Source organism: Microbacterium sp. SORGH_AS_0888 (assembly GCF_030818905.1).
Taxonomy (GTDB): Bacteria; Actinomycetota; Actinomycetes; order Actinomycetales; family Microbacteriaceae; genus Microbacterium.
The window spans coordinates 1510541-1537101 of sequence record NZ_JAUTAZ010000001.1 but is presented as its reverse complement, the minus strand read 5'-3'; the positions used below and the strand labels follow the sequence as shown (position 1 = coordinate 1537101).

The following is a 26561-nucleotide window of genomic DNA, read 5'->3' as shown; positions in this document are numbered from 1 at the left end:
CCCCGTAGCGAACCGGTCGCAATCCAGCGCCCGGGACACCTACACGACCGTCCTATAGGAGGACCCAGTGGCTAAGGCCAAGTTCGAGCGGACCAAGCCGCACGTGAACATCGGAACGATCGGTCACGTGGACCACGGCAAGACGACGCTCACCGCGGCGATCTCGAAGGTGCTCGCCGACAAGTACCCGTCCGCGACCAACGTCCAGCGCGACTTCGCGTCGATCGACTCGGCTCCCGAGGAGCGTCAGCGCGGCATCACGATCAACATCTCGCACGTCGAGTACGAGACCCCGAAGCGTCACTACGCTCACGTCGACGCCCCGGGCCACGCCGACTACATCAAGAACATGATCACCGGTGCCGCTCAGATGGACGGCGCGATCCTCGTGGTCGCCGCCACCGACGGCCCGATGGCGCAGACGCGTGAGCACGTGCTGCTGGCCAAGCAGGTCGGCGTGCCCTACCTGCTCGTCGCGCTGAACAAGGCCGACATGGTCGACGACGAGGAGATCCTGGAGCTCGTCGAGCTCGAGGTCCGTGAGCTCCTGAGCTCGCAGGACTTCGACGGCGACAACGCGCCGGTCGTGCGCGTCTCGGGCCTGAAGGCGCTCGAGGGCGACCCGGAGTGGACCGAGTCGATCGTCAAGCTCATGGAGGCCGTCGACGAGTCCATCCCGGACCCGGTGCGCGACAAGGACAAGCCGTTCCTGATGCCGATCGAGGACGTCTTCACGATCACCGGTCGTGGCACGGTCGTCACGGGCCGCGCCGAGCGTGGCACGCTCGCCATCAACTCCGAGGTCGAGATCGTCGGCATCCGCCCGACGCAGAAGACCATCGTCACGGGTATCGAGATGTTCCACAAGCAGCTCGACGAGGCCTGGGCCGGCGAGAACTGTGGTCTGCTCCTGCGCGGCACCAAGCGTGACGACGTCGAGCGCGGCCAGGTCGTCGTGAAGCCGGGCTCGGTGACCCCTCACACCAACTTCGAGGGCACCGCGTACATCCTGTCCAAGGACGAGGGTGGCCGTCACAACCCCTTCTACACGAACTACCGCCCGCAGTTCTACTTCCGCACCACGGACGTCACCGGCGTCATCACGCTGCCCGAGGGCACCGAGATGGTCATGCCCGGTGACACCACCGACATGACGGTCGAGCTGATCCAGCCGATCGCCATGGAGGAGGGCCTCGGGTTCGCGATCCGTGAGGGTGGCCGCACCGTCGGCGCCGGCACGGTGACCAAGATCCTCAAGTAAGTCCTCGGACTTCAGACAGGGGTCGGGCCTTCGGGCCCGGCCCCTGTGTCGTTTCGGCGGGTTACGGGCACGTAAAGAATCGTCGGCGAATACTGAGGAAAGTTGTGGATGCGCTGAGAGGATGGGTATCGTGCTCAGTGGGGGCCGAAGGTTTCGGGTAGCCGCACCTCTCCTCCCGCAACAGTGTTCAACCGGAGATCCCCCCATTCTTCGACACATCCCCTACGGAGAAAAAACATCATGAAGAGCCTTCGCATCAAGCTTGCTGCGGTCGCGGTCGCGATCGTCGCCCTCGTCGCGGCTCCGGCTGCGGCCTTCGCCTACACGCCCGTTGCCCCGGGCGGCACGATCACGGTCGCGCCGGGCACGCCGACGACGGTCGGAATCTCTGGCTTCCAGGACAGCGAGACCGTCACGTTCACGATCGATGGTCCGACGTCGGCGACTCTCGCCCTCGTCAAGACGATCGTGAGCGGCCCGACGAGCCCCAAGGCGGTCAGCGGTGGCACCGCGCAGGTGACGGTGACGCTGCCCTCGAACGCCTCCGGTACTTACACGCTCACCGGCACTGGCACCGCGTCCGGCGCCAAGAGCGTCGCGGTGACTCCGTCGGGCAACGGCACGCTGCCGGCCACGGGTGTCGACAGCGCGTCCCTCATGGGCGTCTGGGTCGGCGGCGGCGTCCTGCTGCTCGGCGGCCTCGCGGTCACGGTCTTCGCGGTCCGTCGCCAGCGCCAGGACTCCTGACCCTCGCAACCACGTCTCCGAGAAGGCCCCCGGCATACGCCGGGGGCCTTCTCGCATTCCCGTTCCCGGAGGGGGAGAGGACGTCACGACACGCCCGGGTTTGCGACACGCCCGGGTGTCACGTAAGCTAGACCAGTTCCACATTCCGCGTGTGCTCCGGCGCGTGCGGATCACTGCCAGGGCAGTGCATAGAGCGCGTTCGCGCAGACTCTAGGCCGCGGGCAGCAGAACTCGTGCAGATCGCGGGCGTCAGCCCGAAGAGACGTGCAACACCCCATAATCCGCATGCCGGGAGACCGGCAGCTTGGCGCGTGCGGAGGCGGGGGCCGGTGCCTGCGGCGCCGGCCTGACATGAGAACAGCGGTGCAGCATCCCGTGAGAACGGAGAAGTGCCCCGGCGCGCAAGCGCCGCCGTGCGTCCGATGCCCCCGAACCCGGTGCGATAAGACGCGAGAAAGAGAGTGAGCAGACAATGGCGGGACAGAAGATCCGCATTCGCCTGAAGTCGTACGACCATGCAGGTCTCGACTCGTCGGCGCGCAAGATCGTCGACACCGTGACCCGAGCCGGCGCGACCGTCGTGGGCCCCGTGCCCCTTCCGACGGAGAAGAACGTCGTCGTGGTCATCCGGTCGCCCCACAAGTACAAGGACAGCCGCGAGCACTTCGAGATGCGCACCCACAAGCGCCTCATCGACATCATCGACCCGACGCCCAAGGCCGTCGACTCGCTGATGCGTCTCGACCTCCCGGCCGACGTCAACATCGAGATCAAGCTCTGAGGTCCGACATGGCTGACATCACCACCAAGACTTCCCAGGGACTGCTGGGCACCAAGCTCGGCATGACGCAGGTCTGGAACGAGCAGGGCAAGCTCGTGCCCGTCACGGTCATCCAGATCACCCCGAACGTCGTGACCCAGGTCCGCACCGTGGAGAAGGACGGCTACACCGCCGTTCAGATCGCCGCCGGTCAGATCGACCCCCGCAAGGTCACCAAGCCCCTCGAGGGCCACTTCGAGGCCGCCGGCGTCACCCCGCGTCGTCACCTCACCGAGGTCCGCACCGCGAACGCCGCTGACTACTCACTCGGTCAGGAGCTCACGGTCGAGGGCATCTTCGAGGCCGGCCAGCTGGTCGACGTCGTCGGCACCAGCAAGGGCAAGGGCACCGCGGGTGTCATGAAGCGCCACAACTTCAAGGGCGTCTCCGCCTCGCACGGTGCGCACCGCAACCACCGCAAGCCCGGTTCGATCGGCGCGTCCTCGACGCCCAGCCGCGTCTTCAAGGGCATGCGCATGGCCGGTCGCATGGGTGGCGAGCGCGTCACCGTCCTCAACCTCACGGTGCACGCCGTCGACGCCGAGAAGGGTCTGCTGCTCGTCAAGGGCGCCGTCCCCGGCGCGCGCGGTCGCATCGTCTACGTCCGTACCGCAGTGAAGGGTGCCTGATTCCGATGGCTGACTCCACTCTCGCGCTCGACGTCCGCAAGGTCGACGGCAAGAAGGCCGGCTCCGTGGAGCTGCCCGCCGCGATCTTCGACGTCAAGACGAACATCCCGCTCATCCACCAGGTCGTCGTGGCGCAGCTCGCCGCGGCTCGCCAGGGCACGCACTCGACCAAGCGTCGTGGCGAGGTCTCCGGCGCCGGTCGCAAGCCCTTCAAGCAGAAGGGCACGGGTAACGCCCGTCAGGGCTCCATCCGGGCGCCGCACATGACCGGCGGTGGCATCGTCCACGGCCCGAAGCCGCGCGACTACTCGCAGCGCACCCCCAAGAAGATGGTCGCCGCGGCCCTGCTCGGCTCGCTCAGCGACCGCGCGCGCGGCGAGCGGCTGCACATCGTCGAGTCCTTCGGGGTCGACGGCGCGCCCTCCACCAAGGCTGCGGCCGCGGTGCTGGCCACGCTCGGCGCGACGAAGAACGTCCTCGTCGTCATCGAGCGCGGCGATGAGCTCACCCTCAAGAGCGTGCGCAACCTCGCGTACGTGCACACGCTGAGCTTCGACCAGCTGAACGCCTACGACGTGCTCGTCTCCGACGACATCGTCTTCACCCAGGCCGCCTACGAGGCGTTCGTCGCCTCCAAGACGACCACCGAGGAGGTCTCGGCATGACCGCCGTGAACAAGGACCCACGCGACATCATCCTCAAGCCCGTCGTGTCCGAGAAGAGCTACGGCCTGATCGACGAGGGCAAGTACACCTTCTACGTGGACACCCGCGCCAACAAGACCGAGATCAAGTTCGCCATCGAGAAGATCTTCGGTGTGAAGGTCGCCTCGGTCAACACGATCAACCGCGTCGGCAAGGCTCGCCGCACCCGCTTCGGCATCGGCAAGCGCAAGGACACCAAGCGCGCGATCGTCACGCTGAAGTCGGGCACCATCGACATCTTCACGGCCGTCGGCTGACGGTCGGGGGAGGACAACAACCATGGCTATTCGCAAGTACAAGCCGACGACCCCGGGTCGCCGCGGCTCGTCGGTGGCCGACTTCGCCGAGATCACCCGATCGACGCCCGAGAAGTCGCTGCTGCGCCCGCTGTCCAAGACCGGTGGCCGCAACAACCAGGGCCGGATCACCACGCGTCACATCGGTGGTGGGCACAAGCGTCAGTACCGTCTGATCGACTTCCGTCGTAACGACAAGGACGGCATCGACGCGAAGGTCGCGCACATCGAGTACGACCCCAACCGCACCGCGCGCATCGCGCTGCTGCACTACGCCGACGGCGAGAAGCGCTACATCCTGGCGCCGAACAAGCTGGCGCAGGGGGATGTCGTCGAGTCCGGCGCCGCGGCCGACATCAAGCCCGGCAACAACCTGCCGCTGCGCAACATCCCGACCGGTACCGTCATCCACGCCATCGAGCTGCGTCCCGGTGGCGGCGCGAAGATGGCCCGCTCGGCGGGCGCCAGCGTGCGCCTCGTCGCCAAGGACGGCCCCTACGCCCAGCTGCGTCTGCCCTCGGGCGAGATCCGCAACGTCGACGTGCGCTGCCGCGCGACGATCGGCGAGGTCGGCAACGCCGAGCAGTCGAACATCAACTGGGGCAAGGCCGGCCGCAAGCGCTGGAAGGGCGTGCGCCCGACCGTCCGCGGTGTCGCCATGAACCCGGTCGACCACCCGCACGGTGGTGGTGAGGGCAAGACCAGCGGTGGCCGCCACCCGGTCACGCCGTGGGGCCAGCCTGAGGGTCGGACCCGCCACGCGAACAAGGAAAGCGACAAGCTGATCGTCCGCCGTCGCAACGCCGGCAAGAAGCGCAAGTAGGTAGGAACAGAAGATGCCACGCAGTCTTAAGAAGGGCCCCTTCGTCGACGAGCACCTGCTTCGCAAGGTCGTGTCGCAGAACGAGACGGGCTCCAAGAACGTCATCAAGACCTGGTCGCGCCGGTCGATGATCGTGCCGGCCATGCTCGGCCACACGATCGCCGTCCACGACGGTCGCAAGCACATCCCTGTGTTCGTGAGCGAGACCATGGTCGGTCACAAGCTGGGCGAGTTCGCGCCCACCCGCACCTTCCGCGGCCACGAGAAGGACGACAAGAAGGGTCGCCGCCGCTGACGCGGTGGCGTTCCAGAGAGGACTAGAGGAGGAGAGACATGGTGGAATCCATCGCACGCGTGAAGCACATCCGCGTGACCCCTCAGAAGGCCCGTCGCGTCGTCGCGCTCATCAAGGGAAAGCAGGCCCAGGAGGCCCTCGCGATCCTGAAGTTCGCGCAGCAGTCGGCGAGCGAGCCCATCTACAAGCTCGTCGCCTCGGCGGTCGCGAACGCCCGCGTGAAGGCAGACCAGCTGAACGAGTACCTGGACGAGGCCGACCTCTACGTGAAGAACGCGTACGTCGACGAGGGCACGACGCTCAAGCGTTTCCAGCCCCGCGCCCAGGGTCGCGCGTTCCAGATCAAGAAGCGCACGAGCCACATCACGGTCGTGCTGGCCACGCCCGAGGTCGATGAGGCCGGAAGCGTCACCGCGAGCAAGAAGGCGAGCAAGTAATGGGACAGAAGGTCAACCCGTACGGCTTCCGCCTCGGCATCACGACCGACCACGTGTCGCGCTGGTTCTCGGACTCCACGAAGCCGGGTCAGCGTTACGCCGACTACGTCGCCGAGGACATCAAGATCCGCAAGCTCCTGCAGTCGAAGCTCGACCGCGCGGGCGTCAGCAACATCGAGATCGAGCGCACGCGCGACCGCGTTCGCGTCGACATCCACACCGCGCGCCCGGGCATCGTCATCGGCCGTCGCGGTGCGGAGGCCGAGCGCATCCGCACCGACCTCGAGAAGCTGACCGGAAAGCAGATCCAGCTGAACATCCTCGAGGTCAAGAACCCCGAGGCCGACGCGCAGCTGGTCGCGCAGGGCGTCGCCGAGCAGCTGAGCGCCCGCGTGGCGTTCCGCCGCGCGATGCGCAAGGGTCTGCAGGGCGCGCAGCGCGCCGGCGCCAAGGGCGTCCGCATCCAGGTCTCCGGCCGCCTCGGCGGCGCCGAGATGAGCCGTTCGGAGTTCTACCGCGAGGGTCGTGTGCCGCTGCACACGCTGCGCGCGAACATCGACTACGGCTTCTACGAGGCCAAGACCACCTTCGGCCGCATCGGCGTGAAGGTCTGGATCTACAAGGGCGACCTGACCAACAAGGAACTGGCTCGCGAGCAGGCCAACGCGCCCAAGGCGCCCCGTGGTCGTGACGACCGTGGCGGCGACCGCCGGCGCGGTCCTCGCAACGAGGCCCCCGTCGCAGAAGGAGCGTCTGCCTGATGCTTATCCCCCGTAAGGTCAAGTACCGCAAGCAGCACCACCCGGGTCGCTCGGGCCAGGCCACCGGCGGCACCAAGGTGTCGTTCGGCGAGTTCGGCATCCAGGCCCTCACGCCCGCTTACGTGACGAACCGTCAGATCGAGTCCGCTCGTATCGCGATGACCCGTCACATCAAGCGTGGCGGCAAGGTGTGGATCAACATCTACCCCGACCGTCCGCTGACCAAGAAGCCCGCCGAGACCCGCATGGGTTCCGGCAAGGGCTCGCCCGAGTGGTGGGTCGCGAACGTCAAGCCGGGTCGCGTCCTCTTCGAGGTCGCCGGCGTCAACGAGCAGCTCGCTCGTGAGGCCCTGACCCGTGCCATCCACAAGCTGCCGTTGAAGGCACGCATCATCAAGCGCGAGGAGGGCGACGCGTAATGGCGATCGGCACCAAGCAGCTCGCCCCGAGCGAGCTCGACACGTTCGAAGACCAGCGTCTGGTCGAAGAGCTGCGCAAGGCCAAGGAGGAGCTGTTCAACCTGCGCTTCCAGTCGGCCACCGGGCAGCTCGAGAGCCACGGCCGCATCCGCGCCGTCAAGCGCGACATCGCGCGTCTGTACACCGTGATCCGCGAGCGCGAGCTCGGCATCCGGGCCACCCCTGTCGTCGAGACCAAGCCGGCCAAGGCCAGCAAGGCCAAGGCGAAGAAGACCGAGGATGCGGCTCCCGCCGCCGCCGAAGGAGAGGCTGAGTGATGGCCACCACGAAGAAGGCCGACGAGACCGTCGAGGCCGGCCACGAGCACGCCGAGAACGACGTGCGTGACGCGAACGCTCGCGGATACCGCAAGTCGCGTCGCGGCTACGTCGTCAGCGACAAGATGGACAAGACCATCGTCGTCGAGGTCGAGGACCGCGTGAAGCACCCGCTGTACGGCAAGGTCATCCGCCGTACCTCCAAGGTCAAGGCGCACGACGAGGGCAACACCGCCGGCATCGGCGACCTCGTGCTGATCAACGAGACCCGGCCCCTGTCCGCCACCAAGCGGTGGCGTCTGGTCGAGATCCTCGAGAAGGCGAAGTAAGAAATGATTCAGACCGAATCCCGCCTCAAGGTCGCCGACAACACCGGCGCCAAGGAGCTGCTCACCATCCGTGTGCTCGGCGGCTCCAACCGGCGCTACGCAGGCCTCGGCGACGTCATCGTCGCCACGGTCAAGGACGCGATCCCGGGCGGCAACGTCAAGAAGGGCGATGTGGTCAAGGCCGTCATCGTCCGCACCGTGAAGCAGACCCGTCGTGCCGACGGGTCCTACATCAAGTTCGACGAGAACGCCGCCGTCATCCTGAAGAACGACGGGGAGCCCCGCGGCACCCGCATCTTCGGCCCGGTCGGTCGTGAGCTTCGTGACAAGAAGTTCATGAAGATCGTCTCGCTCGCCCCGGAGGTCATCTGATCATGGCGAAAATCAAGAAGGGCGACCTGGTTCAGGTCATCTCGGGCGCCAAGCCCGAGCGCGGCGGCGACCGCGGCAAGCAGGGCAAGGTCCTCGAGGTCCTTACCGAGCAGAACCGCGTCATCGTCGAGGGCGTGAACTACGTCACCAAGCACAACCGCGTGGGCCAGTCCCAGCGCGGCACCAAGACGGGTGGCATCGAGACGTTCGAGGCCCCCATCCACATCTCCAACGTCGCCCTCGTCGACCCCTCGACCAAGAAGCCGACCCGTGTCGGTCACCGAGTCGAGGAGAAGACGAAGGACGGCGTGAAGCGCACGGTCCGCGTGCGCTACGCGAAGAAGAGCGGCAAGGACCTCTGAGCATGAGCAACGCCACTGCTGCGGAGGCTGGCACCATCCAGCCCCGCCTCAAGCAGAAGTACAACACCGAGATCGCGAAGGCCCTGCAGGACGAGTTCGGCTACGCCAACGTCATGCAGACGCCCCGTCTGGTCAAGGTCGTGGTGAACACCGGCGTCGGCGAGGCGGCTCGCGACGGCAAGGTGATCGATGGCGCGGTCGACGACCTCACCAAGATCACCGGCCAGAAGCCCGTCGTCACCAAGGCGCGCAAGTCCATCGCGCAGTTCAAGCTGCGCGAGGGGCAGCCGATCGGTGCGCACGTGACGCTCCGCGGCGACCGCGCCTGGGAGTTCCTGGACCGTCTGGTCAACCTGGCGCTTCCCCGCATCCGCGACTTCCGCGGCCTGTCGCCCAAGCAGTTCGACGGCCACGGCAACTACACCTTCGGCCTGCAGGAGCAGTCGGTCTTCCACGAGATCGACCAGGACCGCATCGACCGCGTGCGCGGTTTCGACATCACCGTCGTGACCACTGCGACCACGGACGACGAGGGCCGTGCGCTGCTGCGTCACCTCGGCTTCCCGTTCACCCAGGCGGACGAGAAGTAACCCCGTGCCGGCACCCGCCGGCATCCACCACAGGTCGGCCGTCGTGTAACGGCGCGTCGAAACCTGGTGACAGAGAGAAGAACACACATGACGATGACAGACCCGGTCGCAGACATGCTGACCCGTCTGCGCAACGCGAACTCGGCCCACCACGACTCCGTGTCGCTGCCGAGCTCGAAGCTCAAGACCCACATCGCCGAGATCCTCCAGCAGGAGGGCTACATCGCCGGCTGGGAGGTCGCGGACGCTCGCGTCGGCCAGACCCTCACGCTGACGCTGAAGTATGGCCCGAACCGCGAGCGGTCGATCGCCGGCATCAAGCGCGTGTCGAAGCCCGGCCTCCGGGTCTACGCCAAGTCGACCGAGATCCCCAAGGTCCTCGGCGGCCTCGGCGTGGCCATCCTGTCCACCTCCTCCGGTCTGCTGACCGACCGGCAGGCCGAGTCGAAGGGCGTGGGTGGGGAAGTCCTCGCCTACGTGTGGTGACCTGACATGTCGCGAATCGGACGTCTTCCCATCGACATCCCCGCCGGCGTCACCGTGACGGTGGACGGCCAGGATGTCGCCGTCAAGGGCCCCAAGGGCGAGCTCGCGCTCGTCGTGGCCCGCCCCATCGAGGTCAAGGTCGAGGAGAACCAGGTTCTCGTCACCCGCCCCGATGACGAGCGTGCGTCGCGGTCGCTCCACGGCCTGACCCGCACCCTCATCAGCAACAACATCATCGGTGTCACCCAGGGCTACACCAAGGGCCTCGAGGTCGTCGGAACGGGTTACCGCGTGGCTCAGAAGGGCTCCTCGGTCGAGTTCGCCCTCGGGTTCTCGCACCCCGTCCTGGTCGACCCGCCTGCCGGGATCACCTTCACGGTCGAGGGCAACAACAAGCTCACCGTGAGCGGCATCGACAAGCAGGCCGTCGGCGAGGCGGCCGCGAACATCCGCAAGATCCGCAAGCCCGAGCCCTACAAGGGCAAGGGTGTGCGCTACGCCGGCGAGGTCGTCCGGCGCAAGGCCGGAAAGGCTGGTAAGTAACCATGGCTGTGACTTCGAAGTCCGTCGCGCGTTCGCGTCGTCACGCCCGTCTTCGCAAGAAGATCGTCGGCACCGCCGAGCGGCCGCGTCTGGTCGTGACCCGCTCTGCGCGTCACGTGTTCGTGCAGCTCGTCGACGACGCACAGGGTCACACCCTGGCGTCGGCATCCACCCTCGAGGCCGACCTGCGCGGCTTCGACGGCGACAAGACCGCCAAGGCGCACAAGGTCGGCGAGCTCGTCGCCGAGCGTGCGAAGGCTGCCGGTGTGTCGGACGCGGTCTTCGACCGCGGCGGCAACCGCTACGCCGGCCGTGTCGCCGCCGTCGCGACCGGTGCCCGCGAAGGAGGGCTCAACCTGTGAGTGAGATCAAGGAGACCGCTGTGTCCGATGGCACTGTGACCGACGCCCCCCAGGCTGCGGCCGAAGCGCCGGCGACCGAGCGTGAGCCCCGTCGCGGCGGCCGCGAGCGCAACCCCAACCGGGACCGCAACTCGCGCGACCGCAACGACAGCCAGTTCCTCGAGCGCGTCGTCACGATCAACCGCGTGTCGAAGGTCGTCAAGGGCGGTCGCCGCTTCAGCTTCACGGCGCTCGTCGTCGTGGGTGATGGCAACGGCCTCGTCGGCGTCGGCTACGGCAAGGCCCGCGAGGTGCCCCTGGCGATCTCGAAGGGTGTCGAAGAGGCCAAGCGCAACTTCTTCCGTGTGCCGCGTACGGGGTCCTCGATCCCGCACCCGGTCCAGGGTGAGGCGGCAGCCGGCGTCGTGCTGCTGCGTCCCGCAGCCGCCGGTACCGGTGTCATCGCGGGCGGCCCGGTTCGCGCCGTCCTCGAGTGCGCCGGCATCCACGACGTCCTGTCGAAGTCGCTCGGCTCGTCCAACACGATCAACATCGTGCACGCGACCGTCGAGGCGCTGAAGCAGCTCGAGGAGCCCCGCCACGTCGCGGCCCGTCGTGGCCTCGACTTCGACCAGGTCGCTCCGGCTCGGCTCGTCCGTGCCGAGGCCGACGCGGCCGCTGCGCAGAAGGTAGGTGCCTGATGGCCGCCCGGCTGAAGGTGACGCAGGTCAAGTCCAAGGTGAGCGAGAAGCAGAACCAGCGTGACACGCTGCGTTCGCTCGGTCTGAAGCGGATCGGCGACTCGGTCGTCCGCCCCGACGACGCGCAGACGCGCGGCTACGTCAAGACCGTCGCGCACCTCGTGAAGGTTGAGGAGATCGACTGATGGCCGACAAGGCTGAGAACACGACCGCAGAGGTCGTCGAGAAGAAGGCGCCCGCCAAGAAGGCGCCGGCGAAGAAGGCTGCGGCCAAGGAGACGGTCGCGCGTCCCGGTGTCCTCAAGGTGCACCACCTGCGTCCGGTCCCCGGCGCCAACACCGCCAAGACCCGCGTCGGTCGTGGTGAGGGCTCCAAGGGCAAGACCGCGGGCCGCGGCACCAAGGGCACCAAGGCCCGCTACCAGGTCAAGGTCGGCTTCGAGGGCGGGCAGATGCCGCTGCACATGCGCACCCCGAAGCTGCGCGGGTTCAAGAACCCGTTCCGCGTCGAGTACCAGGTCGTGAACCTGGACAAGCTCGCGGAGCTGTACCCGGACGGTGGCGACGTCACGGTGACCGACCTGGTCACCAAGGGCGCCGTCCGCAAGAACGAGAAGGTCAAGGTGCTCGGCACCGGCGAGATCTCGGTCAAGCTGAACGTCGCGGTGGACAAGGTCTCCGGCTCGGCAGAGCAGAAGATCCTCGCCGCGGGCGGCAGCATCAAGTAATTCCCCGATGGGGGTCGGAGCGTGTCTCCGGCCCCCATCGTCGTTCCCGGGAACGCCCTTCGTCGCGTGCGCGCACTCAGGGTGGGATAACCTGGACATCTGTGCGCCCCGCGCGCCGGAACCTTTCTGGAGGACCCCCACGTGTTCAGCGCAATTGCGCGCGTGTTCCGCACGCCCGACCTGCGGCGGAAGATCGCATTCACCCTGGGCATCATCGTGCTCTACCGGCTCGGAGCGCACGTGCCGTCGCCCTTCGTCGACTTCAGCAACGTGCAGCTGTGTCTGTCCGACTCCTCGAACACGCAGGGCCTGCTCTCGCTGGTCAACCTGTTCTCCGGTGGCGCGCTGCTGCAGCTGTCGATCTTCGCGCTCGGCGTCATGCCGTACATCACGGCGACGATCATCGTCCAGCTCCTGCGCGTGGTCATCCCGCACTTCGAGGCGCTCTACAAGGAGGGCCAGGCCGGGCAGGCGCGGCTGACGCAGTACACGCGTTACCTCACGATCGCGCTCGCTCTCCTGCAGTCGACCACCCTCGTGACCGTCGCCCGCAGCGGCCAGCTCTTCGGCAACACGGGTGTCGCGGCGTGTCAGCGACTGCTGACGAACGACGCGTGGTGGGCGCAGCTGCTCATGATCATCACGATGACCGCCGGCACCGGCCTCATCATGTGGTTCGCCGAGCTCGTCACCGAGAAGGGCATCGGCAACGGCATGTCGCTGCTGATCTTCACCTCGATCGCGGCGAGCTTCCCCGCGGCCATGTGGACGATCTGGCAGTCGAAGGGCTTCGAGATCTTCCTGCTCGTGCTCGCGGTCGGCATCGTGATCGTGGCGCTCGTGGTGTTCGTCGAACAGTCGCAACGCCGCATCCCCGTCCAGTACGCGAAACGCATGGTGGGCAGGCGCACGTACGGCGGCACGAACACGTACATCCCGATCAAGGTCAACATGGCGGGCGTCGTCCCCGTCATCTTCGCCTCGTCGCTCCTGTACATCCCGGCTCTCATCGCGCAGTTCAACCAGACCCCCGGTGCCGACGGCTCGCTGCCCGGCTGGGTCGTGTGGATCCAGAACTATCTGACGCGCGGCGACCACCCGCTCTACTGGCTGATCTACTTCCTGCTCATCGTCGGGTTCACCTACTTCTACGTCGCGATCACGTTCAACCCGGTCGAGGTCGCCGACAACATGAAGAAGTACGGCGGATTCATCCCCGGCATCCGGGCGGGACGTCCCACGGCCGAGTACCTCGACTACGTGCTGACCCGCATCACGCTCCCCGGCTCGATCTACCTCGGTCTGGTCGCCCTCATCCCGCTGATCGCGCTGGCGTCGGTGAGTGCGAACGCGAACTTCCCGTTCGGCGGCACGTCGATCCTCATCATGGTCGGTGTCGGCCTCGAGACGGTGAAGCAGATCGACGCGCAACTCCAGCAACGTCACTACGAAGGGCTCCTGCGATGACCGCTCGCCTTCTGATCGTCGGCCCGCAGGGCTCGGGCAAGGGCACCCAGGGTGTCCGCATCGCCGAGGCCTTCGGCGTTCCCGCCATCTCGACCGGCGACGTGTTCCGCGCCGCGATCAAGGACGGCACCGCGCTCGGAACGCAGGTGCAGGCGATCATCGAGGCGGGCAACCTCGTCCCGGACGAGCTGACGAGCGCCGTGGTGCGCGAGCGGCTGTCCGAGGACGACGCGGCCGCCGGCTTCCTCCTCGACGGCTATCCGCGCAACCTCGGCCAGGTCGGTGACCTCGACGCCTTCCTCGAGGCGCGGGACGAGAGCCTGGACGCGGTCATCGAGCTGAGCGTGCCGCGCGAGGAGAGCATCGATCTACGCCGCGGGACGAGAGCCTGCGCCTCGCCCGCCTCGCCAAGCGCGCCGCGGAGCAGGGACGCACGGACGACACGGAAGAGGTCATCGCCCACCGCCTGTCGATCTACGAGTCCGAGACGGCTCCCATCCTGGGCGTCTACGGCGACCGGGGACTCGTGCTCTCGATCGACGGCGTCGGCTCGCTCGACGAGATCACCGAGCGCATCGTGACGGCCCTCATCGGGCGCGGCCTGACTCCCCAGTCCTGACCGTGCTGCGGCGAGGAATCTACAAGACCGCATCGCAGTTGCGATCGATGGTCGAGCCGGGTCAGATCACGGCCGACGCGCTCCAGGCCGTGCGCGAGATCATCGCGCCCGGCGTGACGACGGCCGAGCTGGATGCCGCCGCGTCGCGGGTCATCACGGGTGCGGGAGCGCGCTCCAACTTCCAGCTGGTCCGCGGGTACCGCCACACGACCTGCGTCTCGGTCAACGAGCAGGTCGTGCACGGCATCCCGGGGGACCGGGCGCTGGAGCCGGGCGACATCGTCTCGATCGACGCCGGTGCGGAGTACCGGGGCTGGAACGGCGACTCCGCCATCACGATCGTCATCCCGGATCCCGATCGCCCCGAGCTGGTCGCGTCGCGGGAGGAGCTCTCCCGCGTGACCGAGGGATCGATGTGGGCAGGGATCGCCGCGCTGGCGACCGCCCACCACATCGGTGAGGTCGGAGCCGCGATCGAGGACCACGTCGTGGCCTCGGGCCACGGCTACGGGATCCTCCGCGACTACGTCGGGCACGGCATCGGGCGCAAGATGCACGAGGCGCCCAGCGTCTTCAACTACCGCACGCCCGACCCGGGACCCCGCGTCGGGCCGGGCCTCGTCCTCGCGATCGAGCCGATGATCGTCACCGCCTCGGAGGAGACGGTGGTCGAGGACGACGGCTGGACCGTGTCGACGACCGACGGCGGCGACGGCTCACATTGGGAGCACAGCGTCGCCGTGCACGATGGAGGTATCTGGGTGCTCACGGCGCCCGACGGCGGGGCTGCCGGCCTGGCTCCTTTCGGCGTCCGGCCACGCGAGATCGCCTAGCCCCGTCGACTGACCCGATCACAGCACGAGGCGGCCGACGGCCGCCGGGAGGAACGGAACGAACATGGCTGCCGCGCAGAAGAAGGGCAAGGGCGGCTCCGACCGCCAGGGCGCCCCGAAGGGGTACAAGCCCGTCAAGAAGACCAACTGGTTCGCCATCTGGGTGAGCGTCGCGGCCGTCGTGCTCGTGGTCGCGATCGCCGGCGGCGTGGTCTGGATGAACAACGTGAAGGCGGGTCCGTCCGCTCCGGTCGTGGTTCCCTCCTCCAGCGGCATCGACACCGAGACGGGGGCGATCGCCGTCGGCACGGGCTCGGGCACCCTCGACACCTACGTCGACTTCATGTGCCCCGTCTGCGGCAACTTCGAGAAGACCTACGGCCCGACGATCCAGTCGCTCGTCGAGGACGGCACGATCACCCTGAACATCCACCCGATCTCGATCCTCGACCGTCTGTCCAGCGGCACCCAGTACTCCACGCGCTCCGCCGCGGCGATGTACGCGGTCGCCGCGACCCGGCCGGACCTCTCGCTGGCCTACCTGCAGGTCCTGTTCGCCAACCAGCCCCAGGAGAACAGCTCGGGCCTGACCGACGACCAGCTGATCGCCTATGCGCAGCAGGTCGGCGCCGGGGATGCCGCCGACGCGATCCGCAGCGGCACGTACGAGTCGTACGTGACCTCGATCACGCAGAAGACGCCGATCCAGCCGGGACAGTCCGGCATCGCGACCCCCACGATCGCGATCAACGGCGAGGTGATCCTGAACTCGACGCTGACGGGCGACCCGCAGCGGGACCTCGTGGCGCGCTTCTCGGGCTGAGCCCGCTCGCGCAACGCGAGGCGTTCGGCCGGTGTTCACCGGTCGTTCGCATGCGCTCGGAACACTCCTCTACGGCGGCCTCCGCACCTGGCCCCCGTAGAGGAGTGTTCTTTCCATGCGACGACTCGTAGCGGCGACCGCCGCCCTGCTCGCCCTGTCCGCCGCCGCGCTGGTGGCCCCCGCGGCCCACGCGGCGCAGGCCGCGCCGACCCTCGTGATCAACGAGGTCGAGTCCGACGGCGACGCGCACGACTGGGTGGAGCTGTACAACCCCGGGGACCAGGCCACGGATGCGTCGGGGCTGCGCATCACGGACGACAAGCGCCTCGAGCGCACCCTGACCCTGCCTGCGAACACGGTCGTCGCCGCTCGGGGATTCCTCACGATCGACGTCGACGACAAGACGACGTGGGGGAGCAGCGCCTTCGGTCTCGGCAAGGCCGATGAGGTGCACCTCTACTGGGAGGGCGCCGAGATCGACGGCTACTCCTACGCATCCAGCCCCTCGACGACCTGGGGCGCGTGCCCGGATGGCAGCAGGTCCTTCGTCGCGACAGTGGCCGCGACGAAGGACCGCCCGAACGCCTGCGCCGTCGACCCCGTCGCGGCGGTGCGCATCAACGAGATCGAGTCCGACGCGCCCGACAAGGGCAGCGACTGGGTCGAGCTGACCAACGTCGCGACCGCGCCGGTCGAGATCGGCGGGCTGGTCCTCAAGGACGACGGCGGGAAGAACGACGTCGTCATCCCCTCGGGTCTCACGATCCCAGCCGGTGGGTACGCGGCGATCGACGTGACCGGGCTCGGCGGCGCGGACTCCGCCCGTCTGTTCACGGCCGACGGCGCCACCCTGATCGACAGCTACTCGTGGACCGCGCACGCCGGGAAGACGTACGGCCGGTGCCCCGACGGCACCGCGGCGACTTCGCCCCGACCGTGTCCTCGACGCGCGGCGCGGCGAACGACTGCGCCAAGCCGGCGGGCTCCTCCGACATCCGGATCAACGAGATCGAGTCCAACGGCGACGACCGGGGCGACTGGATCGAGCTGCACAACGGGGGGAGCGGCGCCGTCGACATCGGGTCGTGGATCCTCCGCGACAGCGACGACGGCCACACCCTCGTCATCCCCGCCGGCACGACCATCGCGGCCGGAGGCTTCGCGTCCTTCGCGACCGAGGACCTGGGCGGCTTCGGCCTCGGGAGCGCCGATGCGGCCCGGCTGTTCCTCGCGGACGGGAAGACCCTCGTGGATGCCTTCTCGTGGACCTCGCACGCCGCGACCACCTACGGGCGATGCCCCGACGGCACCGGCGACGTCGTCACGACGGTGTCGTCGACCCGTGGTGCCGCCAACGCCTGCGTTCCCGTGCGCATCAACGAGATCGAGTCCGATGGGGACGCCGGGGGCGACTGGATCGAGCTCCTCAACATCGGGTCGGCTCCGGTCGACCTGGGCGGGTACGTGGTCAAGGACGACGACGACACGCACGCGATCACGCTCGCGTCCGGGACGACGCTCGCCGCGGGCGCCCGCCTCGTGGTCGTCACGAACGACACGTCCGCATGGGGGAGCGCGGCGTTCGGGCTCGGCGCCGCGGACAGCGTGCGGCTGTTCACCCCGAAGGGCGCGCTCGTCGACTCCGACAGCTGGACGGCCCACGCCGCGACGACCTACGCGCGGTGTCCTGACGGCACGGGCGCCTTCGCGACGTCCGCGTCGAGCACCAGGGGGACCGCCAACGACTGCGGCTCGGCGGCACCGGTGGAGGCCTGGCCCGGCTCGTCGGAGGTGGCCACGATCGACGAGGCGAACGTCTTCGGCGGAGACCTGAGCGGGCTGTTCTTCCAGGACGGGTCGCTGTGGGCGGTCAACAACGGCACGGGACAGCTCCTTCGCCTCGCGTCCGACCAGGGTGCGATGCGCCCGGCGGCGACCTGGACGCTGCGCTACGGCGACGGCACGGGCGCGGTCGACGCGGAGGGGGTCACGCTCGTGGGCGACACGGCCTACGTCGCGAGCGAGCGCAACAACGAGGACTCCAAGAAGAGCCGCGCCTCGGTCCTCGCCTACGCGCCCCGGGGAACATCGGGCGACCTGTCGGCGACGGCCGAGTGGAACCTGACGCCCGTGCTCGGCATCACTGCGGCCAATGGCGGGCTCGAAGGGATCGCCTGGATCCCCGACACCGCGCTCGTCGCCGGCGGCCTCGCGGATGCGTCCACTGCGGCGCCGTACGATCCGTCGCGGTACCCGGGGCATGGTGCCGGGCTGTTCTTCGTCGGCGTCGAGTCGTTGAAGAAGGTCTACGCGGTCGCGCTCATGCCGAACGGGCAGGCAGCCGTCGTCGCGACGATCGACCCCGGGCTGAGCCTCGTCGCCGAGGTCGCGTACGACGCGAGCACGGACACCCTGTGGGCGGTGTGCGATGAGGCGTGCGACGGGGAGAGCGCCGTGTTCGCGCTGGGGGCGAAGGGCGCTTTCGAGCTCGTGCACCGCTACGCCAACCCTGCCGGCATGCGCGACACCATCGCCAACGAGGGCTTTGCGTTCGGCGCGTGCGCCGATGGGGGCCGTGCCGTCTACTACGCCGACGACGCGAACACCGACGGGCACGCGCTGCGGGAGGGGACTCTCCCCTGCGCCGACGCCGGGGGTGGCCCGGGGTCGGGCGGCGAGGGGCCGGGATCGGGGTCGGGCGGCGGCGGTCTCCCGGCCGCGACCGGGCCCGCGGCCCCCGCCGAGTCGGCGCTCACGGATGCCGCGCGGGGCGGGGTCACCGGTCCGTCGTCGGCGACGCCGGGTGAGACGGTCACGATCACGGTCGGCACGCGGTACGCCGGGCAGACCGTGTTCGGATGGGTCTTCTCGACGCCGATCCCGCTCGGCAGCGCGGTGGTCTCGGCGGCGGGTACGGCATCCTTCGCCCTTCCCACCACGCTCCCGGCGGGGGCGCACCGTGTCGTCGTGACGGATTCCTCGGGTGCCGTGATCGGCTGGACCCCGGTGTCCGTGGCGGCGCTCGCCGCGACGGGCGGCGACGACACGCGGGGCTGGGTCCCCGCGTCGCTCGTGGTCGTCGCCGTCGGCGCCGCGCTGGTGCTCCTCGCCCGCCCCCGCCCCCGCCCGTCCTCCCGCACCCGCGCCTAGCCTCCGTCTAGCTGGCCTCCGATGACGTCGTGACGGTCGAGGGGACACACCCCCACGACGAACGGGCCGTCGCGGACCTGCGACGTGGAGGACGCCGTGCTCGCCGAGAAGAGGCGCGAGGACCGGACCCGCGGAACCCCCACCCCGACGCATGCCGCGGCGGGGTGGCGAGGGGGCGGGGGATGGCGTATAGTTGATCTTTGGTGCCTTGCGCCCTCGTTGGCGTTCCGCCGCGGGGCGGCGGCACCCACATCCCATCCACCGCAGACCGGCCGGTCTGCAGAAGCGTCAGCGAGGCTATGGCTAAGAAAGACGGTGTCATCGAGATCGAAGGCACGATCTCCGAAGCGTTGCCGAACGCGATGTTCCGCGTCGAGCTCAGCAACGGGCACAAGGTGCTCGCCACCATCTCCGGAAAGATGCGGCAGAACTACATCCGCATCATCCCCGAGGACCGCGTCGTCGTGGAGCTCTCGCCCTACGACCTCACCCGCGGCCGCATCGTCTACCGCTACCGCTGAGCCCACAGCACCCCGGCCGAGAAGTAACGGCCCGCACCGCGGGCACGAAGACAGCGAGACAGGACACATCATGAAGGTCAACCCGAGCGTCAAGCCGATCTGCGATCACTGCAAGGTGATCCGCCGTCACGGCCGCGTCATGGTCATCTGCAAGTCGAACCCGCGTCACAAGCAGCGCCAGGGCTGATCGGATGCGGCGGGCTCGCCGCATCCGGCATCACAACTGAACATGACATCGGCAGGATCAGAGCCCGCCCGAGCGATCGGACGCGGGGGACACCTCGGGCGGAGGCCCGGGCACCGATCCTGCTCCACACCTCCATACACTCCTAGGAGCCCCGCATGGCACGTCTTGCCGGCGTCGACATCCCGCGCGACAAGCGCGTGGTGATCGCACTCACCTACATCTACGGCATCGGCCGTACCCGCTCGAACGAGATCCTGGCTGCGACCGGGATCGACGAGAACATCCGCGTCAAGGACCTCAGCGACGACCAGCTCGTCGCGCTCCGCGACCACATCGAGGGCACCTACAAGGTGGAGGGTGACCTTCGCCGCGAGGTGGCCGCCGACATCCGCCGCAAGGTCGAGATCGGCTCCTACGAGGGCCTGCGCCACCGCCGCGGCCTTCCCGTGCGCGGTCAGCGCACCAAGACCAACGCGCGTACGCGCAAGGGTCCCAAGCGCACCGTCGCCGGCAAGAAGAAGGCGCGCTAAGGCGCCCCGCCCACAGGTTTAGGAGAACACGCACATGGCACAGGCCAAGTCCGCGGCGCGCAAGCCCCGCCGCAAGGAGAAGAAGAACATCGCCGTGGGTCACGCCCACATCAAGTCGACGTTCAACAACACGATCGTCTCGATCACGGACCCCTCGGGTGCCGTCATCAGCTGGGCGTCCTCGGGCGGTGTGGGCTTCAAGGGCTCGCGCAAGTCGACCCCGTACGCCGCCGGCATGGCCGCCGAGTCGGCCGCCCGTCAGGCTGCCGAGCACGGCGTCAAGAAGGTCGACGTCTTCGTCAAGGGCCCGGGCTCGGGTCGCGAGACGGCGATCCGTTCGCTGACCGCAGCGGGTCTCGAGGTCGGCTCGATCCAGGACGTCACGCCGCAGGCGCACAACGGCTGCCGTCCCCCCAAGCGCCGCCGCGTCTGAGTTCACGGAGCCGGGGCACCCCTCGTCGGGTGCCCCGGCCTCCGCACGCTTCCGGCTGCGGTGAGCGCACCGCGGCCGTCCACAACTCAACACCTCAACACTCGCAAGTGTCATATAGCGGGCACTTAGCCGAAAGGAACACATCGTGCTCATCGCACAGCGTCCCACTCTGACCGAGGAGAAGGTCGGGGAGTTCCGCAGTCGTTTCGTGATCGAGCCCCTCGAGCCCGGCTTCGGGTACACGATCGGCAACGCGCTGCGTCGCAGCCTCCTGTCCTCCATCCCGGGAGCGGCCGTCACCAGCATCCGCATCGACGGCGTCCTGCACGAGTTCGACACCATCCCCGGTGTCAAGGAGGATGTCGTCGAGATCATCCTCAACATCAAGCGTCTCGTCGTCTCGAGCGAGCGCGATGAGCCGATCACGGCCTACCTGCGCAAGACGGGTGCGGGCGAGGTCACGGCCGCCGACATCTCGGCTCCCGCCGGCGTCGAGGTGCACAACCCCGAGCTCGTGATCGCGACCCTCAACGACACCGCGCGCTTCGAGCTCGAGCTGACGATCGAGCGCGGTCGCGGCTACGTCTCCGCGACGCAGAACCGCAACGAGTACGCCGAGGCCGGTCAGATCCCGATCGACTCCATCTACTCGCCCGTGCTGAAGGTCAGCTACCGCGTCGACGCGACCCGCGCCGGTGAGCGCACGGACTTCGACAAGCTCGTGCTGGATGTCGAGACCAAGCCCGCGATCGCCCCCCGCGACGCGGTCGCCTCGGCCGGCCGCACCCTCACCGAGCTGTTCGGTCTCGCGCGCGAGCTGAACGTCGAGGCCGAGGGCATCGAGATCGGCCCCGCGCCGGTCGAGACCGTGCTCACCAACGAGCTGTCGATGCCGATCGAGGATCTCGACCTGTCGGTCCGTTCGTACAACTGCCTGAAGCGCGAGGGCATCAACACGGTCTCGGAGCTGGTCGCCCTCTCCGAGACGCAGCTGATGAACATCCGCAACTTCGGCCAGAAGTCGGTCGACGAGGTGCGCGACAAGCTCATCTCGCTCGGTCTGTCGCTCAAGGACTCGGTGCCCGGTTTCGACGGCGCCCACTTCTACAGCGGCTACGACGACGAGACCGTCTGACCCCGCCCGAGACCTCACACTGGAGTAACTGAGAATGCCTAAGCCCACGAAGGGTCCCCGTCTCGGCGGGGGACCGGCCCACGAACGTCTGCTGCTCGCGAACCTCGCCGCCGCGCTGTTCACGCACAAGTCCATCAAGACCACCGAGACCAAGGCCAAGCGGCTTCGTCCGCTCGCCGAGCGCCTCATCACCTTCGCCAAGCGCGGCGACCTGCACGCTCGCCGTCGGGTGTTGTCGGTCATCGGCGACAAGGAGGTCGTGCACGTCCTGTTCACCGAGATCGCGCCGCTCGTGGCCGATCGTGAGGGTGGCTACACGCGCATCACCAAGGTGGGCAACCGGAAGGGCGACAACGCGCCCATGGCCGTGATCGAGCTCGTGCTCGAGCCCGTCACCAAGCGCCGTTCCGCCGCCGAGGCCACGTCCTCCGCGACGAAGGCTGCGGCTGCTCCCGTCGCGGACGAGACCGAGAAGCCGGCCGACGCCCCCGCCGAGGAGACCGAGGCCCCCGCCGAGGCCGCTGAGGCCGGCGCCGAGTCGCCCGAGGAGGGCGCGGCCGCCGAGGCCGTCGCCGCCGACGCCGTCGAGGGCGAGTCCGCCGAGAAGTGACGCCGCCGCCGCATGCCGGCAGCACACAGCAGGTCGAGGCCCGCACGAGTGGATCGTGCGGGCCTCGACCGTGTGCGGGCTGACTCCCGCAAGGTCAGCGCAAGACCGGCGCAAGAGCAGCGCAAGATCGCCGCAAGACGCGCCACGACGCCCCGCGGTGCTCGTACGGTTCTTCGGGGGATGTCGCGTGGGTGCGGTGATCGCCCCGATGCCCGTACCCGATCGGCTGGGGGGTTCACCCGAGTTCGCCGCATTCACGCGACACGCCCCGGATAGGCTGGATCGGTGCGGATCCGCCTCGACATCGCCTATGACGGAACGCACTTCCGTGGATGGGCCCGCCAGCCGGGCCTGCGCACGGTGCAGGGCACGCTGGAGGCGGCGATCGCCCGAGTCCTCGGAGGCGAGCCGCGGCTGGTCGTGGCCGGGCGTACGGACGCCGGTGTGCACGCGAGCGGGCAGGTCGCCCACCTCGACCTCGATCAGCAGCAGACGGCACGCGTGGCGCCGCGACGGGGAAGCGCGGATCCCGTGGCGGACCTCGCGCATCGGATCCGCGGCGTGCTGGGCGCGTACCCGGATGTCACCGTGTCGCGCACCTCGATCGCCCCCGACGGCTTCGATGCGCGGTTCTCGGCGGTCTGGCGGCGTTACGCGTACCGTGTCGCGGACGACGTGCCCGGCTACGACCCGCTCGAGCGTGCGCGGACGACCAGGGTTCGGGGCCGGCTCGAGGTCGCGCCGATGGACGCCGCCGCCCGCTCGCTCATCGGACTCCACGATTTCGCCGCCTACTGCAAGCCACGCGAAGGCGCCACCACGATCCGCACGCTTCTCGACTTCGGCTGGACCCGGCAGCCGGACGGCGTGCTCCTCGCCCACGTGACCGCCGACGCGTTCTGCCACAGCATGGTGCGCGGTCTCGTGGGCGCGTGCGTCGCCGTGGGATCCGGGCGGCTGCGGGTCGAGGACGTGGCGCGGCTGCGTGACGATGCGCAGCGCACGAGCGCGTTCGCCGTCCTCGCCGCCCGCGGGCTCACGCTCGCCGAGGTCGGCTATCCGGCCGACGAGCTGCTCGCCGCGCGCGCCGAGCAGACCCGTGCCCGGCGCGACGAGGAGTGATCCTGAGGGTTCGTCAAGAGGACACGGACCGGCAACACGCCGCCGGTAGGCTGGAACACACCATGCGGGTGATCTCGTACAACCTCTGCAAACACCGTGCCGCCGGTGAGCTCACCTCGCTCGTCGAGGCGCACGCGGTCGACGTCCTGTGCCTCCAGGAGGCCGACACCGCCGACATCCCCACCCGGCTGGCCGGGCTGCGGCTGGCCGATGCCACGCAGCGCAACCGCCTCGGCCTCGCCGTCTACTTCCGCGAGAGCAGCTTCCGCCTCGGCGAGGTGCGGGCGCTCTCGCTCAAGAAGTCCCTCCACGACCGCGTGCTCAAGCCGGCCGAGGAGCGGATGCTGGGCGTGCGTCTGCACGACATCGACGCGGGCCGCGAGATCATCGTCGCGTCGTTCCACGCGGCCCCCCTCACGGCGCTGAACTCGCTGCGGCGGCACCAGATCCGTGCGGCTCTCGCAGCCCTCGAAGACCTCGGCCCGGGACTTCCCAGCCTCATGGTGGGGGACTACAACTACCCGGTGTTCAAAGAGAAGCTGGGCGAACGCGTCCGCGAGCAGGGCTACGAGCTCACCCTCAGCGACTCGCGCACCTACACGCGATACCGGTTCTTCCGGGGGCACTACGACTTCGCGACCTCGGTCGGCTTCGACATCCAGACCGTGCGGACTCTGCCGCAGGGACTGAGCGATCACCTGCCGATCCTCGTGACCGCGGACGTCGACACGGCCTCGCGCCGGCTCGCGGGCTGAGCGGCGCTCAGGCCTCGTCGAGCTTGCGGCGGCGGCGGACGACGAACGAGGCGATCAGGACCACGATGCCCGCGAGGATCAGCGCGCCGCCGCCCACCCACAGCCCGATCAGCGACTGGCTGTCGAATCCGGTGACCGAGAGCGAGCCGATGGTCACCGTGACGTTCGCGCCCGGTGAGGACGCGGAGAACACCGCGATCGTGTAGGCGCCCGATGCGTTCTCCGGGAAGGTGAGGGTGAGGGCGTTCATGCCGCCGGCGGCGTTGGCCGTGGCGGTGTGGGTCGCCGTCTCCACCCCTGCGCGCACGAGGGCGAACGAGACGCCGGAGGCGTTCTCGCCGCGCACCGTGATCGTGAGACGCTCTCCGCTGCCGAAGGTGCCGTTCTGGACGCCGAGCTGGACCGAGCCGCCGCGGTCGACCGTCGTGGACGAGACGGTGATCGAGTCCGCGGGGGCATAGGCGACGGCGGGGATGGCGGTGCCGATCACGAGCGATGTGACGACGGCGAGAAGCCCGAAGGTGCGGGCCAGGAGGTGTGACATAGTGGTCCGTTCGGACCGGGGTGGGGGGAAGTCCCGGTCCGGGCGATTATCCCGCAGAACTGCAAGATGCGGAAATCGTCTCGGCGTTCGCGGGGATCACGGGGGTGACGCGGGCCGTGAGCCCCTCGGTCTGCGGGGTGCGGACGCGGATGCGCGCGGTCGCGCTCCCGCCCGGGGGGAGATCTGTCGTCCAGGTCAGCACGGGCCGGCCCTCGTTCGTGCCGCTGCCGAAGCCCGGGGCGCTCGACGGGCCGTCGCTGGTCGAGAACACCACCTCGCTGCCCGCGGGGAGGTAGAGGTAGGCGACCGTCCGCGTGATCCCCGCCCTGACCCCGAAGCCGCCGCCGCCCGTGATGTAGCTCGGCAGTGACGCGGCGTCGGCGGGCGCGTCGCTGCGCACCGTGACCGTGAGCGCGGCGTCCGGGCTGCCCTCCGTGTCCGTGCACCAGCCCACCCCCACGCCGAGATGGGTGTAGAAGTCCATCTTCGAACCGGTGCCGTCGTTGACGTAGACGCCGAAGCCGGTGGTCGTCGCGTCGGTGACGGGGAGGCCCCCCTGCAGCGTCGTGCCGTCCAGCACCGCCTGCTCGGCCGGGTCGGCGCTCCAGACGAGCACCCGGTTCTCGGCGCCGGCGCGCGCGAGCGCCTCGACGAGCTTCGCGGGGTCGACGGAGCCTTTCGCCAGCGTCTGGAAGACGATGGCGGCGGCCGCCTTGAAGAACGCGTCCTGCTCCGCAGGCACCGAGTAGCGCTCGTAGACCCCGTTGAGCAGCAGCGCCACGGCGTTGTCGGAGGTGAGCACGTCGCCCGTCGGGAGCGTGATCGGACCGGTCGCCGCCAGCACGTAGGACAGGGTGACCGGATCGAGCGAGATCACGCCGTCGACGCGGACGCCCGTGTGCCGCTGCCACATCTCCTGCGCGATCGGTGCCCCGACGGCGAAGTCGGGGATCTGCGTCGGGTTCTGGATGTACACCCCGGGCTTCTGGCCCATGATCGCGGTGATCTCGTCGCTCAGCGGCACGACCGAGTCCCGGTAGCGGGTGAAGTCGGAGGACGAGCCCTGGGCGGTCAGCGACATCTCGCCGTTCTCCGTGTGGATCATCGCCATCGCGCCGATGATCCCGCCCAAAGACCGCCACTCGGCGTTGTTCTGGAAGACCACGAGGTAGTTGCGCGGACCGCTCGCGCCGAGGATGTCCGGCATCAGGGCCGTGGCCCGGTTCAGCGCGTCCGTCGCGGTGCGGGCGGTGTCGAGCATGCCCCGCAGCTCGTCGATCTGGCGGGCGAGCGGCGGCAGCAGCCCGGGCGTGTCGATGGCGTCGACGGATGCGGCCGCGGACGCCGTGCCGGCGGCGGCCTGGGCGGCAGGCGCCTGCAGCGCGGTCAGCGCGGCGACGTCGAAGTGCCCGCCCGTGGGGCGCAGCGCGGGCGAGCGAGAATCCGGACGCCGTCTGCGCGAGGGGCTGCAGGGCGGTGTTCGCCACGTCGTCGACCGCGGCGATGGAGGTGGAGACGGCATCCAGCTGCGGTCCGACCCAGGGCAGCAGTTCGGCGGCGCGCCAGATCGGGTCGGAGGTCAGCGAGCGGGCGGCGCCCGTCTCCGCGCCGACGCGGGGGAGGTCCGCGGCGGCGCCCTCGGGGTCGCTGAGCGAGGCGGTCAGCGAGCCGACCGCCTGCCGAGCGGTCTGGAGGTGTTGGACCGCGAGGACACCGCGGACTCCGACCCACGCGGCTCCGAGGAGGCCGACGACCGCCACGCCCATGAGCACCCAGGTGAAGATCGCACCGGCGCGACGGGCGGTGCGGGGCAGCGGGGAGCGCGGTGACGGGGGACGGGCCACCCTGTCACTCTACGTGGCGGGTCCGTGG

The 26561-nt window shown here is 69.0% G+C and carries 36 protein-coding genes and 2 pseudogenes; 36 read left to right on the top strand and 2 right to left on the bottom strand.

Going from position 1 to position 26561, the window contains the following annotated elements; translation table 11 throughout:
* Positions 1-67 precede the first annotated feature (67 nt).
* The 36 genes and pseudogenes from tuf (at position 68) to QE381_RS07390 (ending at position 24145) form a co-directional block, all read left to right on the top strand.
* Entirely contained in the window at positions 68-1261 is a 1194-nt protein-coding gene (tuf, locus tag QE381_RS07565) for an elongation factor Tu (protein ID WP_307216910.1), read from the top strand.
* A 240-nt stretch (positions 1262-1501) separates the two neighbouring features.
* Positions 1502-2008 (top strand): LPXTG cell wall anchor domain-containing protein, encoded by a 507-nt coding sequence (locus QE381_RS07560; protein WP_307216908.1) that lies wholly within the window; start codon positions 1502-1504, stop codon positions 2006-2008.
* Between the two features lie 472 nt (positions 2009-2480).
* Positions 2481-2789 (top strand): 30S ribosomal protein S10, encoded by a 309-nt coding sequence (rpsJ, locus tag QE381_RS07555; RefSeq protein ID WP_045246810.1) that lies wholly within the window; start codon positions 2481-2483, stop codon positions 2787-2789.
* 8 nt (positions 2790-2797) lie between these two features.
* Entirely contained in the window at positions 2798-3457 is a 660-nt protein-coding gene (gene rplC / locus QE381_RS07550) for a 50S ribosomal protein L3 (protein WP_307216899.1), read from the top strand.
* Between the two features lie 5 nt (positions 3458-3462).
* Positions 3463-4122: a 50S ribosomal protein L4 gene (rplD, locus tag QE381_RS07545; RefSeq protein ID WP_307216898.1), complete on the top strand. Its 660-nt coding sequence runs from the start codon at positions 3463-3465 to the stop codon at positions 4120-4122.
* On the top strand, positions 4119-4418 hold the full coding sequence (gene rplW / locus QE381_RS07540) for a 50S ribosomal protein L23 (protein WP_307216895.1): 300 nt from the start codon (positions 4119-4121) through the stop codon (positions 4416-4418). Before rplD ends, rplW begins: the two co-directional genes overlap by 4 nt.
* A 22-nt stretch (positions 4419-4440) precedes the next feature.
* Entirely contained in the window at positions 4441-5280 is an 840-nt protein-coding gene (gene rplB / locus QE381_RS07535) for a 50S ribosomal protein L2 (protein WP_307216893.1), read from the top strand.
* A 13-nt stretch (positions 5281-5293) separates the two neighbouring features.
* Entirely contained in the window at positions 5294-5575 is a 282-nt protein-coding gene (rpsS, locus tag QE381_RS07530; RefSeq protein ID WP_307216891.1) for a 30S ribosomal protein S19, read from the top strand.
* 38 nt (positions 5576-5613) lie between these two features.
* On the top strand, positions 5614-6012 hold the full coding sequence (gene rplV, locus QE381_RS07525) for a 50S ribosomal protein L22 (protein WP_307216889.1): 399 nt from the start codon (positions 5614-5616) through the stop codon (positions 6010-6012).
* Positions 6012-6773, top strand: a complete 762-nt coding sequence (gene rpsC, locus QE381_RS07520; RefSeq protein WP_307216888.1) for a 30S ribosomal protein S3 — start codon at positions 6012-6014, stop codon at positions 6771-6773. Before rplV ends, rpsC begins: the two co-directional genes overlap by 1 nt.
* Entirely contained in the window at positions 6773-7192 is a 420-nt protein-coding gene (rplP, locus tag QE381_RS07515; protein ID WP_029145865.1) for a 50S ribosomal protein L16, read from the top strand. The genes rpsC and rplP overlap by 1 nt, the downstream gene beginning before the upstream one ends.
* Complete coding sequence (gene rpmC, locus QE381_RS07510) at positions 7192-7509, top strand: 50S ribosomal protein L29 (RefSeq protein ID WP_307216885.1); 318 nt, start codon at positions 7192-7194, stop codon at positions 7507-7509. Before rplP ends, rpmC begins: the two co-directional genes overlap by 1 nt.
* The gene (gene rpsQ, locus QE381_RS07505; RefSeq protein WP_307216883.1) at positions 7509-7838 is read left to right on the top strand and encodes a 30S ribosomal protein S17; all 330 of its coding nucleotides are present in this window, start codon (positions 7509-7511) and stop codon (positions 7836-7838) included. The genes rpmC and rpsQ overlap by 1 nt, the downstream gene beginning before the upstream one ends.
* A gap of 3 nt (positions 7839-7841) precedes the next feature.
* A complete protein-coding gene (rplN, locus tag QE381_RS07500; RefSeq protein ID WP_307216881.1) occupies positions 7842-8210 on the top strand; it encodes a 50S ribosomal protein L14 in 369 nt (122 codons plus the stop codon).
* A 2-nt stretch (positions 8211-8212) separates the two neighbouring features.
* Positions 8213-8572 carry a 50S ribosomal protein L24 gene (gene rplX, locus QE381_RS07495; protein WP_307216879.1) on the top strand — a complete coding sequence of 120 codons (360 nt, stop codon included), beginning with the start codon at positions 8213-8215 and terminating at the stop codon, positions 8570-8572.
* Between the two features lie 2 nt (positions 8573-8574).
* Positions 8575-9162 carry a 50S ribosomal protein L5 gene (gene rplE, locus QE381_RS07490; protein WP_307216877.1) on the top strand — a complete coding sequence of 196 codons (588 nt, stop codon included), beginning with the start codon at positions 8575-8577 and terminating at the stop codon, positions 9160-9162.
* Positions 9163-9249: 87 nt separating this feature from the next.
* Positions 9250-9648 carry a 30S ribosomal protein S8 gene (gene rpsH, locus QE381_RS07485; protein ID WP_307216874.1) on the top strand — a complete coding sequence of 133 codons (399 nt, stop codon included), beginning with the start codon at positions 9250-9252 and terminating at the stop codon, positions 9646-9648.
* 6 nt (positions 9649-9654) lie between these two features.
* Positions 9655-10191 carry a 50S ribosomal protein L6 gene (gene rplF, locus QE381_RS07480; RefSeq protein ID WP_307216872.1) on the top strand — a complete coding sequence of 179 codons (537 nt, stop codon included), beginning with the start codon at positions 9655-9657 and terminating at the stop codon, positions 10189-10191.
* A 2-nt stretch (positions 10192-10193) separates the two neighbouring features.
* Positions 10194-10553, top strand: a complete 360-nt coding sequence (gene rplR / locus QE381_RS07475; protein ID WP_307216870.1) for a 50S ribosomal protein L18 — start codon at positions 10194-10196, stop codon at positions 10551-10553.
* 20 nt (positions 10554-10573) lie between these two features.
* Positions 10574-11233 (top strand): 30S ribosomal protein S5, encoded by a 660-nt coding sequence (gene rpsE / locus QE381_RS07470; RefSeq protein ID WP_307216869.1) that lies wholly within the window; start codon positions 10574-10576, stop codon positions 11231-11233.
* Positions 11233-11418 carry a 50S ribosomal protein L30 gene (rpmD, locus tag QE381_RS07465; protein ID WP_023954062.1) on the top strand — a complete coding sequence of 62 codons (186 nt, stop codon included), beginning with the start codon at positions 11233-11235 and terminating at the stop codon, positions 11416-11418. Before rpsE ends, rpmD begins: the two co-directional genes overlap by 1 nt.
* Complete coding sequence (gene rplO / locus QE381_RS07460) at positions 11418-11960, top strand: 50S ribosomal protein L15 (protein WP_307216867.1); 543 nt, start codon at positions 11418-11420, stop codon at positions 11958-11960. The genes rpmD and rplO overlap by 1 nt, the downstream gene beginning before the upstream one ends.
* 141 nt (positions 11961-12101) lie before the next feature.
* Positions 12102-13427 carry a preprotein translocase subunit SecY gene (gene secY, locus QE381_RS07455; RefSeq protein WP_307216865.1) on the top strand — a complete coding sequence of 442 codons (1326 nt, stop codon included), beginning with the start codon at positions 12102-12104 and terminating at the stop codon, positions 13425-13427.
* A pseudogene (locus tag QE381_RS07450) lies at positions 13424-14046 on the top strand (adenylate kinase). Before secY ends, QE381_RS07450 begins: the two are co-directional and overlap by 4 nt.
* Positions 14047-14048: 2 nt before the next feature.
* A complete protein-coding gene (map, locus tag QE381_RS07445; RefSeq protein WP_307216863.1) occupies positions 14049-14879 on the top strand; it encodes a type I methionyl aminopeptidase in 831 nt (276 codons plus the stop codon).
* A gap of 64 nt (positions 14880-14943) precedes the next feature.
* Positions 14944-15702 carry a thioredoxin domain-containing protein gene (locus QE381_RS07440; protein ID WP_307216861.1) on the top strand — a complete coding sequence of 253 codons (759 nt, stop codon included), beginning with the start codon at positions 14944-14946 and terminating at the stop codon, positions 15700-15702.
* Between the two features lie 115 nt (positions 15703-15817).
* Positions 15818-16516 (top strand): annotated as a pseudogene (locus QE381_RS17835) (lamin tail domain-containing protein); the annotation flags it as partial.
* A gap of 86 nt (positions 16517-16602) precedes the next feature.
* Complete coding sequence (locus QE381_RS07430; protein WP_307216857.1) at positions 16603-18852, top strand: lamin tail domain-containing protein; 2250 nt, start codon at positions 16603-16605, stop codon at positions 18850-18852.
* 299 nt (positions 18853-19151) lie between these two features.
* Complete coding sequence (gene infA / locus QE381_RS07425; protein ID WP_047544504.1) at positions 19152-19373, top strand: translation initiation factor IF-1; 222 nt, start codon at positions 19152-19154, stop codon at positions 19371-19373.
* A gap of 70 nt (positions 19374-19443) precedes the next feature.
* Positions 19444-19560: a 50S ribosomal protein L36 gene (gene rpmJ, locus QE381_RS07420; protein ID WP_005050492.1), complete on the top strand. Its 117-nt coding sequence runs from the start codon at positions 19444-19446 to the stop codon at positions 19558-19560.
* A gap of 155 nt (positions 19561-19715) precedes the next feature.
* Positions 19716-20090: a 30S ribosomal protein S13 gene (rpsM, locus tag QE381_RS07415; RefSeq protein WP_307216854.1), complete on the top strand. Its 375-nt coding sequence runs from the start codon at positions 19716-19718 to the stop codon at positions 20088-20090.
* 34 nt (positions 20091-20124) lie between these two features.
* Positions 20125-20523: a 30S ribosomal protein S11 gene (gene rpsK / locus QE381_RS07410; RefSeq protein WP_039395885.1), complete on the top strand. Its 399-nt coding sequence runs from the start codon at positions 20125-20127 to the stop codon at positions 20521-20523.
* 145 nt (positions 20524-20668) lie between these two features.
* A complete protein-coding gene (locus QE381_RS07405; protein ID WP_307216852.1) occupies positions 20669-21658 on the top strand; it encodes a DNA-directed RNA polymerase subunit alpha in 990 nt (329 codons plus the stop codon).
* 34 nt (positions 21659-21692) lie between these two features.
* Complete coding sequence (gene rplQ / locus QE381_RS07400) at positions 21693-22268, top strand: 50S ribosomal protein L17 (RefSeq protein WP_307216850.1); 576 nt, start codon at positions 21693-21695, stop codon at positions 22266-22268.
* A gap of 285 nt (positions 22269-22553) precedes the next feature.
* Complete coding sequence (gene truA / locus QE381_RS07395; RefSeq protein ID WP_307216848.1) at positions 22554-23390, top strand: tRNA pseudouridine(38-40) synthase TruA; 837 nt, start codon at positions 22554-22556, stop codon at positions 23388-23390.
* A gap of 62 nt (positions 23391-23452) precedes the next feature.
* Positions 23453-24145, top strand: coding sequence for an endonuclease/exonuclease/phosphatase family protein (locus tag QE381_RS07390; RefSeq protein WP_307216846.1), 693 nt, complete (start codon positions 23453-23455; stop codon positions 24143-24145).
* 7 nt (positions 24146-24152) lie between these two features.
* Here QE381_RS07390 and QE381_RS07385 read toward each other — a convergent pair whose 3' ends face one another.
* Together QE381_RS07385 and QE381_RS07380 are read right to left on the bottom strand one after the other, a co-directional pair.
* Positions 24153-24689, bottom strand: a complete 537-nt coding sequence (locus QE381_RS07385; protein ID WP_307216843.1) for a cell wall protein — start codon at positions 24687-24689, stop codon at positions 24153-24155.
* 46 nt (positions 24690-24735) lie between these two features.
* Positions 24736-26211, bottom strand: coding sequence for a DUF4012 domain-containing protein (locus QE381_RS07380; RefSeq protein ID WP_307216842.1), 1476 nt, complete (start codon positions 26209-26211; stop codon positions 24736-24738).
* Positions 26212-26561: the final 350 nt, after the last annotated feature.

What these genes read in the sequence shown, in the direction of transcription:
- QE381_RS07560 (WP_307216908.1), top strand. Translation starts at nt 1,502, where the DNA reads ATGAAGAGCCTTCGCATCAAGCTTGCTGCGGTCGCGGTCGCGATCGTC.
- rpsJ (WP_045246810.1), top strand. Translation starts at nt 2,481, where the DNA reads ATGGCGGGACAGAAGATCCGCATTCGCCTGAAGTCGTACGACCATGCA.
- rplC (WP_307216899.1), top strand. Translation starts at nt 2,798, where the DNA reads ATGGCTGACATCACCACCAAGACTTCCCAGGGACTGCTGGGCACCAAG.
- rplD (WP_307216898.1), top strand. Translation starts at nt 3,463, where the DNA reads ATGGCTGACTCCACTCTCGCGCTCGACGTCCGCAAGGTCGACGGCAAG.
- rplW (WP_307216895.1), top strand. Translation starts at nt 4,119, where the DNA reads ATGACCGCCGTGAACAAGGACCCACGCGACATCATCCTCAAGCCCGTC.
- rplB (WP_307216893.1), top strand. Translation starts at nt 4,441, where the DNA reads ATGGCTATTCGCAAGTACAAGCCGACGACCCCGGGTCGCCGCGGCTCG.
- rpsS (WP_307216891.1), top strand. Translation starts at nt 5,294, where the DNA reads ATGCCACGCAGTCTTAAGAAGGGCCCCTTCGTCGACGAGCACCTGCTT.
- rplV (WP_307216889.1), top strand. Translation starts at nt 5,614, where the DNA reads ATGGTGGAATCCATCGCACGCGTGAAGCACATCCGCGTGACCCCTCAG.
- rpsC (WP_307216888.1), top strand. Translation starts at nt 6,012, where the DNA reads ATGGGACAGAAGGTCAACCCGTACGGCTTCCGCCTCGGCATCACGACC.
- rplP (WP_029145865.1), top strand. Translation starts at nt 6,773, where the DNA reads ATGCTTATCCCCCGTAAGGTCAAGTACCGCAAGCAGCACCACCCGGGT.
- rpmC (WP_307216885.1), top strand. Translation starts at nt 7,192, where the DNA reads ATGGCGATCGGCACCAAGCAGCTCGCCCCGAGCGAGCTCGACACGTTC.
- rpsQ (WP_307216883.1), top strand. Translation starts at nt 7,509, where the DNA reads ATGGCCACCACGAAGAAGGCCGACGAGACCGTCGAGGCCGGCCACGAG.
- rplN (WP_307216881.1), top strand. Translation starts at nt 7,842, where the DNA reads ATGATTCAGACCGAATCCCGCCTCAAGGTCGCCGACAACACCGGCGCC.
- rplX (WP_307216879.1), top strand. Translation starts at nt 8,213, where the DNA reads ATGGCGAAAATCAAGAAGGGCGACCTGGTTCAGGTCATCTCGGGCGCC.
- rplE (WP_307216877.1), top strand. Translation starts at nt 8,575, where the DNA reads ATGAGCAACGCCACTGCTGCGGAGGCTGGCACCATCCAGCCCCGCCTC.
- rpsH (WP_307216874.1), top strand. Translation starts at nt 9,250, where the DNA reads ATGACGATGACAGACCCGGTCGCAGACATGCTGACCCGTCTGCGCAAC.
- rplF (WP_307216872.1), top strand. Translation starts at nt 9,655, where the DNA reads ATGTCGCGAATCGGACGTCTTCCCATCGACATCCCCGCCGGCGTCACC.
- rplR (WP_307216870.1), top strand. Translation starts at nt 10,194, where the DNA reads ATGGCTGTGACTTCGAAGTCCGTCGCGCGTTCGCGTCGTCACGCCCGT.
- rpmD (WP_023954062.1), top strand. Translation starts at nt 11,233, where the DNA reads ATGGCCGCCCGGCTGAAGGTGACGCAGGTCAAGTCCAAGGTGAGCGAG.
- rplO (WP_307216867.1), top strand. Translation starts at nt 11,418, where the DNA reads ATGGCCGACAAGGCTGAGAACACGACCGCAGAGGTCGTCGAGAAGAAG.
- QE381_RS07440 (WP_307216861.1), top strand. Translation starts at nt 14,944, where the DNA reads ATGGCTGCCGCGCAGAAGAAGGGCAAGGGCGGCTCCGACCGCCAGGGC.
- infA (WP_047544504.1), top strand. Translation starts at nt 19,152, where the DNA reads ATGGCTAAGAAAGACGGTGTCATCGAGATCGAAGGCACGATCTCCGAA.
- rpmJ (WP_005050492.1), top strand. Translation starts at nt 19,444, where the DNA reads ATGAAGGTCAACCCGAGCGTCAAGCCGATCTGCGATCACTGCAAGGTG.
- rpsM (WP_307216854.1), top strand. Translation starts at nt 19,716, where the DNA reads ATGGCACGTCTTGCCGGCGTCGACATCCCGCGCGACAAGCGCGTGGTG.
- rpsK (WP_039395885.1), top strand. Translation starts at nt 20,125, where the DNA reads ATGGCACAGGCCAAGTCCGCGGCGCGCAAGCCCCGCCGCAAGGAGAAG.
- rplQ (WP_307216850.1), top strand. Translation starts at nt 21,693, where the DNA reads ATGCCTAAGCCCACGAAGGGTCCCCGTCTCGGCGGGGGACCGGCCCAC.
- QE381_RS07390 (WP_307216846.1), top strand. Translation starts at nt 23,453, where the DNA reads ATGCGGGTGATCTCGTACAACCTCTGCAAACACCGTGCCGCCGGTGAG.
- QE381_RS07385 (WP_307216843.1), bottom strand. Translation starts at nt 24,689, where the DNA reads ATGTCACACCTCCTGGCCCGCACCTTCGGGCTTCTCGCCGTCGTCACA.
- QE381_RS07380 (WP_307216842.1), bottom strand. Translation starts at nt 26,211, where the DNA reads ATGCCGTCTCCACCTCCATCGCCGCGGTCGACGACGTGGCGAACACCG.